Source organism: Marinomonas sp. G8-14 (assembly GCF_055808935.1).
Genome location: NZ_CM147891.1, coordinates 1,230,141 through 1,247,821, shown reverse-complemented (window position 1 = coordinate 1,247,821; position 17,681 = coordinate 1,230,141). Strand labels below are relative to the sequence as shown.

Sequence of the window (17,681 nt, the reverse complement as noted above, 5' to 3'; positions counted from 1 at the left end):
CTGTTGCGTTATTCGCTAGGCGTCTTTTAGGCTTTCTACCGCCTGTGCCAACGCCGATTTTCTTGAGTCACAAAAAGCGTTGTGAGGCAAACGGCTTAATATCCCCAGTTTCTCCAAACGTTCTGTTGTTTGCCCGTTGGGACTAAAGATATACACCGCGCAATTGGCGTCTATCGCGTCTTTGATGGCGTTTTCCAGTGCTAAACCAATGGTGAGATCCATCATGGGGACAGCGCTTAAATCTAATACCACGGCTTTATAATTGTGTATGCGGTTGTGGTGCTTGGCGATGGCTTTGCTGGCGCCAAAGATCATTGGGCCAGACAGATAGAACAATAATACTTTGCCGTCGGCTTGATCTAATAATATTTTTTCTTCTTTTGACAGGGGAATGTCGTCGTCCGCATCGCTGATCGCTTTTACATTTCCTGATTGTAAGCGGCTGAGTTTTTCGATGGTCATGATGTTGGCAATAAAGACACCAATGCCTACCGCGACCATTAAATCCACAAATACGGTAAGCGCCATAACGCCATACATGATAATAGTCGGCGATAAAGCGACTTTATGCGCGCGCTTCAGGAAGCTCCAATCGAGGATATTGATACCAACATACAATGCGATACCCGCGAGCACCGCCATAGGAATAGGGCTGATCAGTTCCGATGCGCCGAGTACGACGAGTAATAGAATGAGCGCTCTCGTGATGCCTGCAAGGGGGGATTTACCACCAGATTGTATGTTGACGACTGTGCCCATGGTCGCTCCCGCGCCAGGTAATCCACCCAACAAACCGGAAAAGAAGTTAGCGGTCCCTTGGCCGATGAGCTCTCGGTTTGAGTCGTGCTCTTTGCGCGTGAGGTTGTCGGCGATGACCGCGGTTAAGAGTGTGTCAATACAGCCTAGCGTGCCCAACACTAAACCATTAATAATGATCTCAATAAATACCGAGCGTTCAAATGTAGGCCAGTGAATAGAAGGCAAGCCAGACGGGATGACGCCGATACGGCGAACATCAGAGTCGCTGAATAGAATGACAGAAATGAGAGTAATAGTGACTAGGGCGACGAGTTGTGGTGGCACATATCGACGCCAATGTTTCGGCAAATAGAACAACACGCCTACCGTCAGTAAGCCTAAAAATAACTCGGAAAATTTAAGGTTAAGTATTAGGTTCGGTAAGGCGCTTAAGGTGCCCATTACGCCACCTGATGGTGAAGGGTGCCCCAAGAAAGGTGCAATTTGTAAAATAATCAGAATGATACCAATGCCAGACATAAAGCCTGAAATGACACTGTAGGGCATTAGGGTGATGTATTTGCCTAACTTTAGATAACCTAATGTTATTTGAAATAAACCTGCGATCATCACCACGGTAAACGCCATGGCGACGCCACCCTCAGGGCTGCTCGCCATCATGCTGGTAAGCACGGCTGTCATGATAACTGTCATTGGGCCGGTGGGTTCAGATATCAGGCTGGTCGACCCTCCAAATAGCGCGGCAAATAAGCCGACTATTATAGCTCCCCAAAGCCCTGCTTCGGCACCAGCACCTGAGGCTACGCCGAAAGCAAGCGCCAGCGGCAGTGATACAATGGCCGTGGTTGCTCCGCCAAATAAGTCGCCAGTAAGAGTCCAGTCTTTGAAGCGAGAAAAATCAATGATCATTATTTGTTTACCTGTCCGTTATCTGTCTTTAAATCAATCCTTTGAAGTAATCCATCGTAGTCTGTTACAAAAGAGCCCGCAGTTGCGGCTTCTTTGTATTTTTCATCAAAATGCGCTGCGTTATTCTGCGTGCGTTTCTGATGTTGTTTCTGTGTTATTGTCTTCACGAGCAATTCGAGGGTCGTTTTTAACGCGACCTGTCGATCCACGACGACGAGACGATGCTGCTTTGCGTTTTTGTTCTTGCTCTAAGCGTAGCTTTTCTTGTTGAGCTAAAATAGCAGCGGGCAATTCTACTGGCGCTTTCGCTTCAGCGTTAGCCGGTTTAGTGGCAGGTTTGCCACGTCCACGGCGAGGTGTTCGAGTCGTACGAGCGTTATTGTCCGCTGGTTCTACTGTGTTGTCTTCTTTGCTCGCTTCTGTCGTCTCAGCTTGGCTTTCAGATTGAACGTTCTCTGTCTCTACCACTGTAGTGTTAGATTGAGGTGTGTCTTCTGTCGCCACGGCAGGTTTTGCCTCTGCTTGAGTCGTTTCTGCTTGCTCTGCTACTTGGGTCGCTTCTTCTTTCGCTTCAACTGGAACGGCCACGGTTTCAGGTTGAGTGTCAGTTGTGTCTGCTGTTGGTAGCGTTACCTCAGGTGTTTCTTGTTCAATTTGCTCAATTTTTCGCATTTGAGCTTTGACCGACATCTTAGGTTTAGCAGGTTTCACCTCAGGTGCGCTGTCTTTATCTGCAACATCCTCTGCAGTTACTGACGCATCGTCTGATGGTGCTTCAACGGCTTGAGGCTTATCTTCTTCTGTTGAGGCTTTTGGCGCTTCCACAGCATCAGCTTTATTGTCTGCTTTTGTCTCCACTTCGGCTTGTACTTTTGCCTCTACTTCGGGTTTAGACGCCGCATCTTCCATTATGCTTGTTGCGTCGGTGTTTTTTGTGTCAACGGATGACGCGTCTGTTTTTTCTACTGGAGCTGTAGTCGTTGTTGATTGCGCATCAACGTTTTCAGACTCAGTGTTTTCTTGCTGTACGCTGTTGTCTTCTTTTTGTGGACGACGTGAGCGACGTGAGCGACGAGAACGACGTTGAGGTTCATCACCGTTTTCGTTGTTTTCCACCTCAGCGTTTTGAGCGGCTTCAACTAGAGCGGCATCTTCTTGCTCTTGCAACTTAGCGGCTTCAAGAGCTTCTTCTTTCAGCTTACCATTACGGCGACGGTTGTCATTGCGTTCGCGTTTGCGTTCTTTAACTTCAGGAACTTCTTTCTGAGGCTGGCGTGGCGCTGCTTTTACAGCGGCTTCCTGCTTTTCAGTTCTTGGTTCTTGAGCATCCGTCTTGTTGTTGCGGTTGTTGCGACGGTTATTGTTGTTGCCTTTTGTTGCTGCTTCCGCTTGTTCACGGCGAGACTGACGAGTAGAGCGATTGTTTTCTGCTGTGCTCTGGTTGTCATCACGGTCTGCATTCTGATGCTTAACCGTACGCTTGTTGCGGTTTGTGCGATTGTTTACTGGTTTGCTTGACGCATTGCGTTCAGCTTGAGGTGCTGTGTTTGAGCTAGGTGTTGCACTCGCGGCTTTTGGCTTAGCTTTTGTTTCTGTGCTACCAAATAGAGCGGTGACAATACGTTTAAACAAACTAGGTTTGCTGGGCTGGCTCTTCGCTGATTTTGCTGTTGCTACCGTTGCTGGAGTTGTGTGCTCTGGCGCTGGTGCTTTTGGTGCAATACTTGTTACAGCCGCTTGTGCGCGCACGTTTTCGCTTGCTTTACGAGGCTCATACGGTGGCTGCTCTGGCGTTTCTACTAAGGTATAGCTGTTTTCGTTTTGAGTGATAACCGTACTGTCATCACGAATACGTTCTACTTCAAAGTGCGGTGTTTCCATATGAGGATTTGGCACAAGAATGATGTGAACGTTATTGCGTTTTTCGATTTTAGCGATATTTGTGCGTTTCTCGTTGAGCAAGAAAGTAGCGACAGACACAGGTAAAACAGCACGAATCTGAGCAGTACGTTCTTTCGAACATTCTTCTTCGATTAGGCGAAGCACAGACAGAGCGAGTGATTCTACGTCGCGGATGAAGCCTTGGCCATTACAGCGAGGACAAACGATACCACTGGTTTCGCCAAGAGAAGGGCGCAAACGCTGGCGTGACATTTCCAATAAGCCAAAGCGAGAGATGCGACCAAGTTGAACGCGAGCACGATCCGCTTCTAGCGCGTTCTTCATGCGGGTTTCAACTTCTTTCTGGTTGCGTACTGGTGTCATATCGATGAAGTCGATCACCACCAAGCCACCGATATCACGTAGACGCAATTGACGAGCAATTTCGTCTGCGGCTTCTAGGTTAGTTTGTAGCGCTGTTTCTTCAATGTCTCCGCCTTTTGTTGCGCGAGCCGAGTTGATATCGATAGAAACTAGTGCTTCTGTCGGATCGATAACAATAGAGCCGCCAGAAGGCAAGCGAACTTCACGCTGGAAAGCCGTTTCGATCTGAGTTTCGATCTGAAAGCGGTTAAACAGCGGTGTAGAATCGGTGTACATTTTAATGCGTGACTTGAAGTGTGGCATGACTTGCATGACAAAGTTAATCGCGTCTTGATACGCGTTTTTCTCGTCAATTAACACTTCACCGATGTCTTCACGTAGGTAGTCGCGAATGGCACGGATAACGATATTGCTTTCTTGGTAGATTAAGAAAGGAGCCGGTTTTTCAGAAGCGGCTTTGGTGATAGAAGACCACAGTGTATCCAGGTAATCCAAATCCCACTGAAGCTCTTCTGTTGAACGACCTACGCCGGCAGTACGAACAATTAGACCACCATTTTCTGGTGTGTTCAGACCTGACATGGCTTCTTTTAGGTGCGAACGGTCGTCACCGTCAATACGACGAGAGATGCCGCCGGCACGTGGATTGTTTGGCATAAGAACCAAGTAACGTCCAGCTAAGCTAACGAAGGTCGTCAGTGCGGCGCCTTTGTTGCCGCGTTCTTCTTTATCAACCTGAACGATGACTTCTTGGCCTTCGCTTAGTACATCTTTGATGTTGATGCGGCCATCATGGTTTGATTTTTTCGAAAAATACGTTTTGGATATTTCTTTTAATGGTAAGAAGCCGTGGCGATCAGCACCAAAATCTACGAAAGCAGCTTCTAAACTCGGTTCTATGCGAGTGATGCGGCCTTTGTAAATATTGGACTTCTTTTGTTCGCGTGAACCGGATTCTATGTCTAGATCATATAGACGTTGACCGTCTACTAGGGCGACGCGCAACTCTTCTTGTTGAGTTGCATTGATAAGCATTCTAATCATTGTATGTGTGAACTCTGTGAGCTGATTCGAAAGAGTCACAACAGTGATAGGTAACCATTAATAAATCTGACTCAGCATGAGAGCAAGTCATTCAGTCTTTTCTGGCGAGAGGAGTACGCGATTCGTTTACTTTATGTTAAACGCTTTCATGCGGTCGCTGCCGTGATCAATACCAAATAGTCTCTTTAACCGGTCTCGTTTCTTTGCCTTTTTACGAAACAACGCGAACGCGCGGTCGAGCAATTTAATGAGAGTTCCTTCCACTGAAGCGGATTTTTCCGAATCATGCGGTTTATTATTTAAGATTAACTGTTACAGAGGTAAGATAGGGGGCCAAAGTGTCGCTTCGGCAATTGTCATTCAATTCTTGCATCTTATCTTCGAGGTGTTTTGTTGCCTCTTACCCTTTGCGAATGTGAATATAACAGTAAAAACTAAGTGCTTCAATTATAAAGGAAACCAATCTTAGCTTATGTCGGACTCAGAACTTAATTTAACAGAGCGTCCCGCGGTTCGTTACGTCACGATTGACGACAATAATACGGGTCAGCGAATCGATAATTTTTTGGTTACTTTTCTCAAGGGGGTTCCGAAAGGCAAGATTTACAATCTGCTAAGAAAAGGCGAAATTCGCGTCAATAAGAAGCGCACTAAACCCGATTATCGCCTTCAAAACGACGATATCGTGCGTATTGCGCCGATTGTAATTGCGCCAGAATCGGATAAGCCTGTGCTGTCTGATCGCTTAAAAAACGAGATAGAATCACGCATTGTCTATGAAGATAAAGGTTTAATTGTGATTAATAAACCTTCTGGCTTAGCGGTGCATGGTGGTAGTGGTTTGAGCTTTGGTTTGGTGGAAGTAATTCGCCAAATGCGACCATTAGAAAAATTCATTGAGCTTGTTCATCGATTGGACCGTGATACTTCTGGTCTTATCATGGTGGCGAAAAAGCGCTCGGTACTCAAAGAGTTGCATACGGCGCTACGTGAAAAAGAAGGTGTGCAAAAAACCTATTTGGCGTTGGTTTATGGTAGCTGGCCTAAGCGTAAATTACAGGTTAATGCCCCGCTACTCAAAAACGAGTTGCAATCTGGGGAACGTATTGTCCGAGTGCATACGGATGGCAAAGACAGTTTGACGCGATTTAAGTTGGTTCGACAATTTGAGGGATACAGCTTAGTTGAGTGTGAAGCCCGTCACAGGACGTACACATCAAATTCGAGTTCATACCCAGTATGCGGGTTATCCTATTGTCGGGGATGACAAGTACGCGCCAGCTGAGTCGATAAAAGAGTCAAAAGCGTTGGGGTTTAAACGCTTGTGTCTGCATGCGACGCGATTGGAGATCATGCTTAATGGTGAACGTATGTTGTTTGAAGCGCCACTTGATAAAGAATGGCAAACTCTGATGAATGAAAATTTAACGGATATTTTTTCTTAGTTCGTAAAAAAACCACCGTTTTGACGCGGTGGTTTTTTGTCAATTTTGCGCTTAAGAAATTTTGAAACGTTCGGTTAACGATTTTAGCTGATGGCTTAATGTTCTTAAGTTACTCACTGCGCGTACCGATTCTGCAGAACCTTCTGCGGTTTCATCGGCAAGCAATCGAACGTTTTCAACGCTTCGGTTAATTTCTTCTGAGACTTGGGATTGTTCTTCGGACGCGGTCGCAATTTGCAGCCCCATATCTTGCATGTAACCAACTTGTTTGCTGATGTTTGCAAAGAGTGTTAATACTTCTTTGGCTTGCTCAGCGTTACTGGTGGATAAGTCACGGCTAGTTAACATCTTCTCTAAAGAATCTTGGGCGCCGTTTTGCAATTCAATAATTAAATCTTCAATTTCTTTGGCTGAACTTTGTGTACGACTAGCGAGCCCACGAACTTCATCGGCTACAACCGCAAAGCCTCGGCCAGCTTCACCTGCACGTGCTGCTTCAATGGCAGCGTTGAGTGCCAGTAAATTGGTTTGTTCTGCTACCGCTTTTATCACTTCTAACACATTGCCAACATTGTCTGTGCGTGTTTTTAGATGTTCCATTGATTTGCTTGTGGCGGTCAAATCACTGGCAAGTGATCCAATAGAGGCGACAACACCAGATACCATTTGATTGCCTTGGTTGACTATTTTATCGGCTTCGGTAGTGGCTTCCGCTGCCGTTTCTGCATTTCGAGCGACTTCCGCAACGGTGGATGACATTTCGTTGATGGCCGTGGCTACTTGGTCGGTTTCATCTTTTTGCGACAGCATCATTTTTTGACTTTGTTTTGAAATGGTTTCTAATTGCTCACTGGTTGAGCTTAAATTTAGAACGCCAGAAACGACTTCAGAGATAAGCGTGTTCAAGGTGGTGCTCATGGTGCCAATATTGTTATAGAGCCGTCCTAACTCATCTTTTCGGTCTGTGTGCAATTGTTGTGTCAAATCACCAGAAGCGATTTTTTCGACCGCGGCCATAACTTCCTTCATTGGCGTTACTATCATGTGGCGTATAATTAGCGCGAAGAAAATCCCCATTAATATAGCAATTGCGGTGATAGCCGTCACAATAAGAGAAATTGTATTGCCGTCTTCTTTACTTCTTTGTTCTTGCAATACCGTGATTAAATCAATGTTCTTATCCATTCTGCTGGCTATTGCCATGATGTTATCTTTTGATGTCATCAGTTCATTGTTGACAGCAGGGTTACTTTTACCAAGGGTGTCATATTGACTCAACAGTGAAAGTGTCTCTTGCTTTACATTGTTTAGCTCATCAGGAACGGCTAGACGTTGAGTGGCAGCAACAATAGATTGAAAATCCGTTGTGACCAGTTTTAGGGGGATGTTTTCTTTTTTGGATACGTAAGTATTAATGGCAAAAGTAAGCGCATACCAGTTTCTAGAAATGTCTTGCGCAGAGATAAGTACGTCTGTGTCGTTACTTTGACTAAGTTGCCCTATAATGCCGCTATAATTATCAAAGATCTTGTCACGAATAACATTGGCATTGTTATCCACCGCCTCCCATTTTTGACGCGCCTCAGCTAATGTGGATATGGCTTTTTTATATTCTACAAGATCCATATCGGTTTTTTTTACGATGTCACGAATATCTGCGCCATTGTATAACGTTTTTGCTTTATCAACATACGTACTGAATATTTCGGCACGGTTGATTAAGGTGTTCTTGTCTTCGCTTGAGCCTGACAGCATGAAGCGTTCTCTTGCAAACCTTACATCAATGAGCGCATCGTCTAAATCGTTTGATAATCGAACCTTATCGGCTCGGCTAAGTAGCGTATTAACACCGGAAATTCCGGCCATTCCTACGATGAGCACGAGTATTAAAACGGACCCAAATCCTAGGCCGAGTTTGGTGCCAATTAGCCTGTTTTCTAAAAACTTCTTCATTATCTGTTTCCTTACTTGTCCAGATAGGTGGTGCGAGGGGGGTAGGGGAGGTGTTTAATTTTTACAAACTGATACAAAGTTGTATGATAACGGTTGTGTCTCCTAGTGATAATGAAGAAATGTGCACAAAATGAGATATGTTAAGTTTTGATAATATCTGACTTGATTCTACATAGTGTGCAAATGTGATTTTGCACGGAGAGGTTTTCATAGAGGGGATTATTTTTTCAAAGATAGATTTTTTTAGGACGACTTTTTCAGAGGTTGTTTTATCCTTGTTGATGAATACAATGTATTCTTTGAACTAACCCGCCTACGCTGAGTAATTAATGAGCACTGAATTTTCCATTTTGTCTGCCACCTTGTTATTTTTATTTGTTATTGATCCGTTTGGAAATATTCCCATTTTATTATCGGTAATGAAGGGGGTGCCACAAAAACGTCAATATCAGATCGTTGTTCGAGATGGCTTGATTGGCTTAATTATACTGGTGTGCTTTTTATTTTTTGGTGCTGAGTTTTTGGCCTTACTGCATTTGGAAACCGAGTCTATTTCGATTGCCGGTGGTGTGGTGTTGTTTGTGATTGCATTGAAGATGATCTTTCCTTCGCCTTATACAAAAGACGCCGGCCCAGTGATGGAGCCTTTTATTGTTCCTATCTCAATTCCTATGTTGGCTGGGCCATCGACGTTAGCCACCTTGCTGGTCATGGTGAAAAGCTACCCAAATGATCAGCAAGACCTGCTGCTTTCAGTGGGCGCGGCATGGGGGATTTCTGTGGTGATTTTAGCCATGGCGCCTTTATTGAATCGGATACTGAAAGAAAAAGGCTTGGCCGCATTAGAGCGACTAATGGGCATGTTGTTGCTAATGATGTCGGTGCAAATGTTGGTAAATGGCGTGCGAAGTCTGTTTACTCATACCTTATCCGCTTTGTAATCAAGGCCGTGCTGTTTAAGGTAAGGCTAATGGCTGTTTTGAGACGGCAATACCATTTAGATCACAATAGATATAGTCTCCTTGTGAAACAGAGATGCCAGCAAAGCGTAATGTTCTTCCAATATCACCTAGGCCACGTTTTTCTGTTGGCATAGGATGGGCGCATAAAGCATGAATGCCAATGTTGAGTTGTGATTGGGCTGTAACATCACGGATTGCGCCATATATAACAAAACCTTCCCAGCCATTGTTAACCGCCTTTTCCGCCAGCATATCGCCAAGCAGAGCACGTCGTTTGCTGCCGCCGCCGTCAATCACCATGACCTTTCCTTTGCCATTTTCATTGACGAGGCTCTCGGATTCGGCTGTTATCTTCAAAGCAAGATACGGTGACAACTTGCCCATAAAAATGACATCGTTTTCCGTATGAGGTGAAAATAGCGTCGGCGATTTGTAATTGCTCAGGGTATAAATCACAAAGATCTGGGAGGAGGTCTTTCATCTAATTCACCTATTTAGAATCAAAAAACGATGTATTTGACTCTAAATAAGCGATTGTGAAATGGCCAGTTTTTCTAGCGCATATTGACTATTCAGTAAGGTAATTAGTCTTCTATGGCGGGGATGTCACTGGGGTCGATCAGCCCATGTTCAACGGCTATTTGCAGCAATTGGATTATGAGTTCATCGGGCGGCAATAGGTGCAATGGTGTTGTTTGGCCTTGTTCTGCTAAGGCGTCGTCTAAGTCTACATCGCGTTCTTCAAACCAAGAGTGAATGCTTTGCACTTCGAAGCTGGGCTCCATTCCCTTGATGTCGTAGACGGTTTCGATTAATAGGCTGATGGGTTCAGGTTCAAGTGCGTAAATGACGTCGGTATCAAATTCATTGATCCATTCGGCTAGAATGTCGCTGGCTTCGTAGCCAAATTCGTAGAGTTGTTGTTCATCAAGGTCGAGGGCGTTGGGACTCGATGCGGTGTAGTTCCAACCATTCGTCGTCAGGTATGACCAGAACTTCTTTTACTTGTGCCTCGTGTGTGGACCAGGTGAAAAGTAGCGGAAACGCTGGCTCGTCAGAAGAATTGGCGACAGCCGTCATGAATATAGGTAAACTTGCCATAATTTAGAACCAATGTTTGATTGTTAAGGAAGAATAAATGACCAGCCGAATCAAGATCAGTAGTGCGTTTGATGGCGGTAATATCTCCGTTATTGAAGCCTCGGAGCCGGACAATATTAGAGTAAAGATCCCTAATGATACAAACTCTAAATTTTTGCAGTGGTTTTATTTTCGTCTACAGGGGGGATGGGTGAGCAATGTGTCATTCAATTTGAGAACGCCAGCGATGCAGCGTACCCTGATGGTTGGGTGGATTATCAAGCAGTCGCATCTTATGACCGTGAATATTGGTTTCGTGTACCGACTGAATACGTGGATGGTAAATTGGTGATTACTCATCAACCAGAGCAAGACAGTGTGTATTATGCCTATTTTGCGCCTTACAGCTATGAACGTCATTTAGATATGATTGCTTGGGCGGCAAGTCATGAAGATTGTATTACGGACCACTTGGGTGAAACCGCGGAAGGTCGTGATATTACTTTATTAGAGGTGAGTAAAACCCAAGGTCTGGCAAAAAATATTTGGATTATAGCTCGCCAGCATCCTGGCGAAACGATGGCCGAATGGTTTGTTGAGGGTTTGCTTGAGCGGTTGTTTGATGAATCGCATCCGATCGCCCGTGCGCTACTAAAGCAATGTCGTTTTTATGTTGTGCCAAATATGAATCCAGATGGCGCGGTGCACGGTAACTTGCGTGTCAATTCCAAAGGCGTGAATTTGAATCGTGAATGGAAAAACCCAACCGCTGAATTCAGTCCAGAAGTGCTGGCAGTACAAAAGAAAATGGCTGAAACCGGTGTGGATTTATTTTTGGATATTCATGGTGATGAGACCCTTCCAGCGAATTTCGTTGATGGTTGTCAAGGCGTGCCGTCGTTTGATGCGCGTATGGAAGCCATGGAAACCTTGTTTAAAGATGCTTTTCTTGCTGTTAGCCCAGATTTTCAAACAGAAATTGGTTATACGCCTGCTCAATTTGGCGAAGCCAATTTAACAGTAGCCACCAAATGGATAGGGGAAACGTATAAATGCTTGTCTTTCACCTTGGAAATGCCGTTTAAAGACAATAAAAATTTACCAGATGAGGTGGTGGGTTGGTCTCCAGAGCGTGCGAAAATTCTCGGTGCCGATGTGCTTTATCCTATTTATCAAGTCATTATGAAGCCCTCATATGAAGGCGAATGATTAATCCATGTCAGATAATCTAGACTCCTTGGTAACGTTAAAACGTGCCATGCGCCAATTTGCACAAGATAGAGAGTGGGAGCAATTCCATTCTCCTAAAAACTTGTCGATGGCCTTGGCTGGAGAAACGGCAGAGTTGCTAGATTGTTTTCGTTGGTTAACGGAAGAGGCGTCTTATCAATTAGACCCTGAACAATTGTCTGCTGTGCAGGATGAATTGGCCGATGTGTTGTTATTTACGGTTCGTCTGGCTGATAAACTGAACCTTGATTTATTTGCCGCGGCGCAACAAAAAATGGCGAAAAATGCTGAGCGTTATCCCGTTGAAAAAGTGAAGGGCAGCGCTAAAAAATACAATCAATACTAGTGCTTTGCCAATAAGCCTTCTATTTGTTGTTATTTTCCGTTATTTGTAAGGTAAATCTTGATTTAGTATCTAGCGAACGAAGGCAAACTGGATTAGGATCTGGCATTCAAAATGGCAATGAATTTAATGCCCATATTTATTTTTATAAAACGTAATTTTAGGACGAAGAAAAATGCCTAAGGCAAGTGAGATCAAAAAGAATGTTGCTATTAGCTATGACAATAAAACGTACATAGTAAAAGACATTGAGCGTTCTGTACCACAAGGTCGTGCGGGTGGTAGCCTGTACCGCATGCGTATGTATGACGTGGTATCGGGTCGTAAATTGGATGAGACGTTTAAAGATTCAGACATGATCGATCTTGCCGATCTTGTTCGTCGTCAAGTGATGTTTTCTTATTCTGATGGCGATGAGTATGTTTTCATGGATAACGAAGATTATACGCCTTACAGTTTGAATAAAAGCGCTATAGAAGAAGAGGTGCTTTTTATCAATGAAGAAACGCATGGTATTCAAGTTGTGTTGGTTAATGAGGCTCCTGTTTCTATTGAATTGCCGACCAACGTTGAATTAGAAGTGGTTGAAACCGATCCTTCTATTAAAGGTGCTTCAGCGACGTCTCGTAACAAGCCAGCTAAATTGTCGACGGGTGCTGTTATTCAAGTGCCTGAGCATATTTCTACAGGTGATCGAATCAAGGTTAATGTGGAAGAGCGTAAATTTGCCGGTCGCGCAGAGAAGTAAGTTTACTTATTTGTCGAATGCTAAAAAAATGCAGCCCATGGGCTGCATTTTTTTAGGTGATATTGTCAGAATATGACGGTTTGTCTACTCGTCTTTGGCCTCTTCTTTGAGGGCTTCTTTGGCTTTTTTCTCTGGATGGTTGTTTGCTTCTGTTAACCCAGCTTCGCGCTGTATGGCCGCCAAGACGCCTCGTAAAATTCCCAATTCTTGTTTTTCAGGGCGAGATCGATTGAAGAAACGATGTAGTTTATCCAGCACTTTGCCTGGGTGATTGCGGATAATAAAATTGATACCGTAAAGCGTTTCTTCTAAATGCTCATAGAAAAGGTCCATGTCTTTTTTATGAGGATATTCAGGCGTTTCTTTTTGATATTTGTCTTTGTTTTGATTCGCCATCCAAATTTCGTAGGCAACGATTTGCACAGCTTGTGAAATATTTAAGACAGGGTATTCATCGTTTGCGTCTATGTACACTTGTCGATGGCATTGAGCGATTTCATCGTTTAATAAGCCTGTCGTTTCACGGCCAAAAAGAATCGCAACATTATGATCCACCGCTTCAGGTATCACGCTTTCTGCGCATTCACGGGCATTCATTATTGGCAATTGAAAAGTGCGATGACGGGCACTTGTGCCAATAACAAGGCTGCAGTCTGCAATGGCTTCTTCGAGTGTGGAAACAATGGTGGCATTGTCAAGTAGATCGACGGCGCCAGCAGCGCGACTGGTGGCTTCTTCAGACGGGTAGTCATTTGGGTCAACCAAATAGAGATTGGTTAAGCCCATGTTTTTCATAGCCCGCGCAATGGCGCCAACGTTACCTGGGTGAAAAGTGTTGATTAATACGATTCGGATGTTACTTAGCATGGGTTTTGAAGTACTCAGGGTTGTTTGTCTCTTAGATACCTTTTCACGACTACTGTGCTTGCCAATACTTTGTTAAAAATAGACTCAAAATGCTCATTTATAACTCATAAACTCCGCTTTCTCGTCTATTTTTGCTTCGTCTTGGCTTCGCTCGTGACTTCGTGCAAAGGTCTCCAATAGGCTGATTAGGGTGATAGCGTGAGTGTCTGCTCAGTGCTAGCGAAATCGACCTTATCTAAGATGACTCTAGTTGTGTCGTTAAAGAGGAATTGGTTACAAGCGTGATGATACAGGGAACCGGTCTCTAACACCAATCGGTAGTTGCCTTTCGGGATGTAATTGGCGGCATAGGCTTGTTTTCCATAGAGATAAATAGAAAAAGGCGCTTTGCCATCATAGGATTCAAAGGTGAGTATGCTGTGTTCTGGCAGTTGGTTTAGTATGCGTAGTCTACTGTTGCCGTTCGCCTGGCCAATTAATTCACCATGTTGTGGTGCGATGCCCGGTTGTCCAAAGCAGCCTGTTTGAATGGCCTGCTGAACGCTGCCAAAACCGATGTTTTTTGCCTGTACCCAGCCGCTCATGCCGTCATAGCGCACTGTTAGCCAGTTGCCTTGTAACTTAATGCTCTGAATATCTGATTGCGCTGGAATGGTTTGCAATAAGGCGCTGGAGACATCTGGTTCCGCGTAAAGTGGCGTACTGTTTAAGGTATAGCTTATTCCAATGCGAAACTGCGGATATAGACCTGTGATGTACGTCGTCGCGCTGGACTCGGGTGTGGTTTCTTCTGAAGAAGACTGCCAATACAGTGTGCTGTACACGCCCGCCGCAAAAAACGCGATGTAGGTCGCGGCTCGAAAAGCGGCTTTAGCCACATCTAGCCGAATAGGTTGACTTACTGGCTCATCATAGTATGAGTGTGTTGATTGCGCGTATTCCTCCTCGTCGTCTACGAAGGATTGATAAGGAGGAATATTGGTCGCTTTTTCTTTTGTATTCGTATTATCTGTGTAGCTAAAACCTTGTGTGTTGAAATCTTTTGACGCTTTGAATGCCTCTTCGTATAAGGCTTTGACACGTTTTTCGTTTAGGGTGTTTCGAGCCGCCTTGATGGCTTCGGCGCGGGTTTTTTCATGATGAGCGTTGTTGCGTTTCATTTCCTCATAGGCACGTTGACGCTCTCTGACAAAGGCCGCTTGTTCTTTATCTGTCGCCGTAGAAAAGTGGGTGTAACGATTTTTTGCCGCAGAGCTTTGAGTGTTTTCTTTGGTGAAGGTAAAAGGCTTCCAGTCCGTGACTTGTGCGCTTTGACGAATAGCATTGGTCACATTTTCATAAGCGGCTTGCAGTCGCTGAAAAAGCTCAGTCGTGTCTCTATCTGGGTTTTTGTCAGGATGATAACGTCTAGCCAACCGTCTAAACGCGATTTTTGCTTCCTGCTCACTGGCGGTAGTAGGAATCTCCAGTAGTTGATAATCGTCTATTAGGCTCATGGGATGTCAGCTACATAACCGTTTTTTGTCGTGGTGGGGTGAATATATAAACGCTCAATGCATTATGCACGATTTGTTGGCGTTGACAAAGGCGGAACTGTTTTATCCAAAAGAGTCAGGTAGTCAGTGGGTGACATGGGGCGGTATAGATGATATCCCTGTCCCACTTGGCAGTGCCAACTTTTTAATAATTGCAGTATGCCGTCAGACTCAATGCCTTCGGCGACACTGATAATATCGAGGTTTTTACTCAGGTCTATCATGTTACGAGATAAAATTTGACTTTGGGTATCATCGAGTAAGTTCGTAATAAAAAATCGGTCTATTTTCAATTCATCCGTTTCTAAAGCCACAAGATTTTGCATGGAGCTATAGCCGACACCAAAATCATCAATGGCCAGTTTGAAACCAGCCTGATGTAGCTGTTTAACGTTATTGTGTACCAAGGCATTATTTTGAAAAACACTGGTTTCAGTGATTTCTATGGTGAACTTATTGGCCACTAATTGATACTTGCTTAAGTGTTCCAAGATTCGTTGGGCAAAATTTTCTTGTAGTAGGTCTAGTGCTGAAATGTTTATCGACAAGCGTTGTGTGGATAGTGCTTTGGGGTGTTGTGATGCCCATAAAAAAACACTTTCTAATAGTTTATCGGTGAGTTTATAAATAAGGCCTGTTTGTTCTGCAAGTGGAATGAATTCACCCGGTGAAACTTGTCCTATATGGTCATTGTGCCAACGAATGAGCACTTCACCTCCTACAATCTCATTTGTTGAGAGATCTACCTGAGGTTGAATATCAAAATACAAAATGTCGTGTTGGATGTCTTCTGTTAGTAGGGTAATTAAACGCAGTTGATGTGCATGGTTGTTCTTAAGATTGTCGGTGAAAGGAACCCAATTGCCGGAGGAGTAGGTGACAGAATCTTTCGCAATCAGAGCATTTTGATACAATTTATCAAGATCGGTGCCTTGAGATGGGTAAAGAGCACTGCCTATTTTATACTGATGCCGAAAATGAATTTTATTCACCAGCGTTGGATGGTCGAGAGTGTCTTGTATTTGCTGAATTTGCGTTTTGAGTGCTTCTGGCTGGGTGCTGATGAAAACAATATTTTTTGTTGTCATGCGGATGATCTTCATCGCGTTTTTCTTGGACAATGAAAAGGGTAATAATCCGTCCATTGTCATGGTTTGTTGATGCACCTTTAAAATAATTTCACACATAGCGGCATCGGCTTTTGCTGGGCCGAATGCTTGGCTTAATGTTTGGTGGTTCGTTAGGTCTATTATGACTAAGGCTAGTTTTTGGTTAGTTAGGCCTTGCTTTTCTAATTGGGCTGGTAGCTTGTCAAAATAGTAAGTCCGATTGGGCAAATGAGTTGCTAAATCGGTTAAAGCTTGTATTCGGCGGTCGCGTTCCATTTGTTTGGCTTTATCAGCAAACGCGAAAGCGAAACCGAGTAGTTGCACAATACAAGCGATGGGGAAAATGGCTTCTGTTGCAGGGGTGATTGGGAGTATTTTCCAAAAGATAAGCGTATTTAGTATGCTGCCAGTAAGCAAAAAAACCAAGAGAATAGATAAAACCGCACTGGTGTAAAGCCTTTGTAATAGGCTTTTATTCCCCAAGTGATACATATAAAGAAGAGAAATACTTCGATGAACGCAAAAAGCAGTGCAAATATTTTTACAGAAAAAAGCTGTGTCGCAAGTAAAAAGGCGACAAATAGCCAATCACCGTACTGTTTGATGAGGGTGTTTGGGGCGGGTATCTGCGTTTCTTTTAGAAAATGTATGCTAAAACGAAACAGAATCCATGCCCCCAATCCAAAAACAACAAAGAGGTTGCTCGTGATCCATTGACTGATTGCCTGTGAGAAAATCCATCGGTTAAAACCTGTGATAGTAGAGAGTGAGATAAAGATAATCAGGTTTAATGCTAGGTAATAAATAAAACCAGGTTGTTTCAATAAGATGAAAAGAAAGACGTTATAAATCAATAATATACATAATGTGCTGATAATAAACGTCCAGAAAATCAATTTCTGCGCTTTTTGATTTGTCGCGGTTGAGCTATCCATTAGCTTGATTGGCGTCAGTAGCGGATGGTTGCCTTGTTTACGAATGAGTAGGCTTGTACTGTGTTGATTGGAGAGTGTGATTGGAATCCATATGCCATCATACTGACGGCTGTCTTTGCCCCAGTCTTGTAATGCGCCTCTTTTCCATTGCGATACGAGTTGTCCATCATGAAATAAGTAAAAGTCGAGCTGCTCTATGATGTAATAGCTAAAGGTAAGATAAAGAGTTTTTGTGCTTTCTTGTTCTGTGGCTTTGGGGAAAGTGAGCTTGTGCCAATACGCGTTTTCTGAGAAATTTTGTGATTCAGGATAAAGGTTATCGCTAAATTCATCGCTCAGAAAGGCGGCTTCAGCGGAAGTGGGGGTGATTTCTTTGAAGGTGGGAATGACGGATGGCGTGTATGAGTCGCCTCCAAAAGCATTCTGCACTGACAGCTGAGTCAGTAGTAAAAGACAAAATATAAGGGGATTGGCTGTCATTCCTGATGTGCCTCTTA

Annotated in this window: 12 protein-coding genes and 3 pseudogenes; 6 read left to right on the top strand and 9 right to left on the bottom strand. The window is 44.0% G+C overall.

The features are described from left to right. Window positions 1–15: 15 nt before the first annotated feature. Both AC0L6V_RS06320 and rne read right to left on the bottom strand, forming a co-directional pair. Window positions 16–1,668: a SulP family inorganic anion transporter gene (locus AC0L6V_RS06320; protein WP_409419553.1), complete on the bottom strand. Its 1,653-nt coding sequence runs from the start codon at window positions 1,666–1,668 to the stop codon at window positions 16–18. A gap of 120 nt (window positions 1,669–1,788) precedes the next feature. Continuing rightward, a complete protein-coding gene (gene rne / locus AC0L6V_RS06315) occupies window positions 1,789–4,977 on the bottom strand; it encodes a ribonuclease E (protein WP_409419552.1) in 3,189 nt (1,062 codons plus the stop codon). A 472-nt stretch (window positions 4,978–5,449) separates the two neighbouring features. On the opposite strand from rne, the pseudogene rluC reads away from it, so the two are divergent. After that, window positions 5,450–6,422: pseudogene (rluC, locus tag AC0L6V_RS06310) on the top strand (23S rRNA pseudouridine(955/2504/2580) synthase RluC). A 51-nt stretch (window positions 6,423–6,473) separates the two neighbouring features. On the opposite strand, the gene AC0L6V_RS06305 reads toward rluC, so the two are convergent. Beyond that, on the bottom strand, window positions 6,474–8,375 hold the full coding sequence (locus AC0L6V_RS06305; protein ID WP_265220992.1) for a HAMP domain-containing methyl-accepting chemotaxis protein: 1,902 nt from the start codon (window positions 8,373–8,375) through the stop codon (window positions 6,474–6,476). Between the two features lie 329 nt (window positions 8,376–8,704). On the opposite strand from AC0L6V_RS06305, the gene AC0L6V_RS06300 reads away from it, so the two are divergent. Continuing rightward, complete coding sequence (locus AC0L6V_RS06300) at window positions 8,705–9,316, top strand: MarC family protein (protein WP_409419551.1); 612 nt, start codon at window positions 8,705–8,707, stop codon at window positions 9,314–9,316. A 15-nt stretch (window positions 9,317–9,331) separates the two neighbouring features. Here AC0L6V_RS06300 and AC0L6V_RS06295 read toward each other — a convergent pair. Together AC0L6V_RS06295 and AC0L6V_RS06290 are read right to left on the bottom strand one after the other, a co-directional pair. Then, a pseudogene (locus AC0L6V_RS06295) lies at window positions 9,332–9,818 on the bottom strand (putative 4-hydroxy-4-methyl-2-oxoglutarate aldolase). A 103-nt stretch (window positions 9,819–9,921) separates the two neighbouring features. Beyond that, the gene (locus AC0L6V_RS06290) at window positions 9,922–10,104 is read right to left on the bottom strand and encodes a hypothetical protein (protein WP_265220995.1); all 183 of its coding nucleotides are present in this window, start codon (window positions 10,102–10,104) and stop codon (window positions 9,922–9,924) included. A 371-nt stretch (window positions 10,105–10,475) separates the two neighbouring features. On the opposite strand from AC0L6V_RS06290, the pseudogene AC0L6V_RS06285 reads away from it, so the two are divergent. From AC0L6V_RS06285 to efpL, 4 genes and pseudogenes are all read left to right on the top strand, one after another. Further along, window positions 10,476–10,753 (top strand): annotated as a pseudogene (locus AC0L6V_RS06285) (M14-type cytosolic carboxypeptidase); the annotation flags it as partial. A gap of 90 nt (window positions 10,754–10,843) precedes the next feature. Continuing rightward, window positions 10,844–11,626, top strand: a complete 783-nt coding sequence (locus AC0L6V_RS06280; RefSeq protein WP_418139073.1) for a M14 family metallopeptidase — start codon at window positions 10,844–10,846, stop codon at window positions 11,624–11,626. Window positions 11,627–11,633: 7 nt separating this feature from the next. Beyond that, a complete protein-coding gene (locus tag AC0L6V_RS06275) occupies window positions 11,634–11,993 on the top strand; it encodes a nucleotide pyrophosphohydrolase (protein ID WP_265220996.1) in 360 nt (119 codons plus the stop codon). Between the two features lie 172 nt (window positions 11,994–12,165). After that, window positions 12,166–12,738, top strand: coding sequence for an elongation factor P-like protein EfpL (efpL, locus tag AC0L6V_RS06270; protein WP_265220997.1), 573 nt, complete (start codon window positions 12,166–12,168; stop codon window positions 12,736–12,738). Window positions 12,739–12,822: 84 nt separating this feature from the next. Here the strand turns inward: efpL and trmJ are convergent, their stop codons facing one another. The 4 genes from trmJ to AC0L6V_RS06250 all read right to left on the bottom strand — a co-directional run bounded on the left by trmJ (window position 12,823) and on the right by AC0L6V_RS06250 (window position 17,664). After that, window positions 12,823–13,605: a tRNA (cytosine(32)/uridine(32)-2'-O)-methyltransferase TrmJ gene (trmJ, locus tag AC0L6V_RS06265; RefSeq protein WP_265220998.1), complete on the bottom strand. Its 783-nt coding sequence runs from the start codon at window positions 13,603–13,605 to the stop codon at window positions 12,823–12,825. Window positions 13,606–13,790: 185 nt separating this feature from the next. Beyond that, on the bottom strand, window positions 13,791–15,101 hold the full coding sequence (locus tag AC0L6V_RS06260; protein ID WP_265220999.1) for a J domain-containing protein: 1,311 nt from the start codon (window positions 15,099–15,101) through the stop codon (window positions 13,791–13,793). Window positions 15,102–15,163: 62 nt separating this feature from the next. Next, complete coding sequence (locus AC0L6V_RS06255; RefSeq protein ID WP_418138854.1) at window positions 15,164–16,675, bottom strand: EAL domain-containing protein; 1,512 nt, start codon at window positions 16,673–16,675, stop codon at window positions 15,164–15,166. Beyond that, window positions 16,645–17,664 carry a 7TM-DISM domain-containing protein gene (locus AC0L6V_RS06250; RefSeq protein WP_418138853.1) on the bottom strand — a complete coding sequence of 340 codons (1,020 nt, stop codon included), beginning with the start codon at window positions 17,662–17,664 and terminating at the stop codon, window positions 16,645–16,647. The genes AC0L6V_RS06255 and AC0L6V_RS06250 overlap by 31 nt, the downstream gene beginning before the upstream one ends. Window positions 17,665–17,681 lie beyond the last annotated feature (17 nt).

Bases quoted from the DNA above. Each gene is read 5' to 3' on its own strand.
- AC0L6V_RS06320 (WP_409419553.1), bottom strand. From the start codon at position 1,668: ATGATCATTGATTTTTCTCGCTTCAAAGACTGGACTCTTACTGGCGAC.
- rne (WP_409419552.1), bottom strand. From the start codon at position 4,977: ATGATTAGAATGCTTATCAATGCAACTCAACAAGAAGAGTTGCGCGTC.
- AC0L6V_RS06305 (WP_265220992.1), bottom strand. From the start codon at position 8,375: ATGAAGAAGTTTTTAGAAAACAGGCTAATTGGCACCAAACTCGGCCTA.
- AC0L6V_RS06300 (WP_409419551.1), top strand. From the start codon at position 8,705: ATGAGCACTGAATTTTCCATTTTGTCTGCCACCTTGTTATTTTTATTT.
- AC0L6V_RS06280 (WP_418139073.1), top strand. From the start codon at position 10,844: ATGATTGCTTGGGCGGCAAGTCATGAAGATTGTATTACGGACCACTTG.
- AC0L6V_RS06275 (WP_265220996.1), top strand. From the start codon at position 11,634: ATGTCAGATAATCTAGACTCCTTGGTAACGTTAAAACGTGCCATGCGC.
- efpL (WP_265220997.1), top strand. From the start codon at position 12,166: ATGCCTAAGGCAAGTGAGATCAAAAAGAATGTTGCTATTAGCTATGAC.
- trmJ (WP_265220998.1), bottom strand. From the start codon at position 13,605: ATGCTAAGTAACATCCGAATCGTATTAATCAACACTTTTCACCCAGGT.
- AC0L6V_RS06260 (WP_265220999.1), bottom strand. From the start codon at position 15,101: ATGAGCCTAATAGACGATTATCAACTACTGGAGATTCCTACTACCGCC.
- AC0L6V_RS06250 (WP_418138853.1), bottom strand. From the start codon at position 17,664: ATGACAGCCAATCCCCTTATATTTTGTCTTTTACTACTGACTCAGCTG.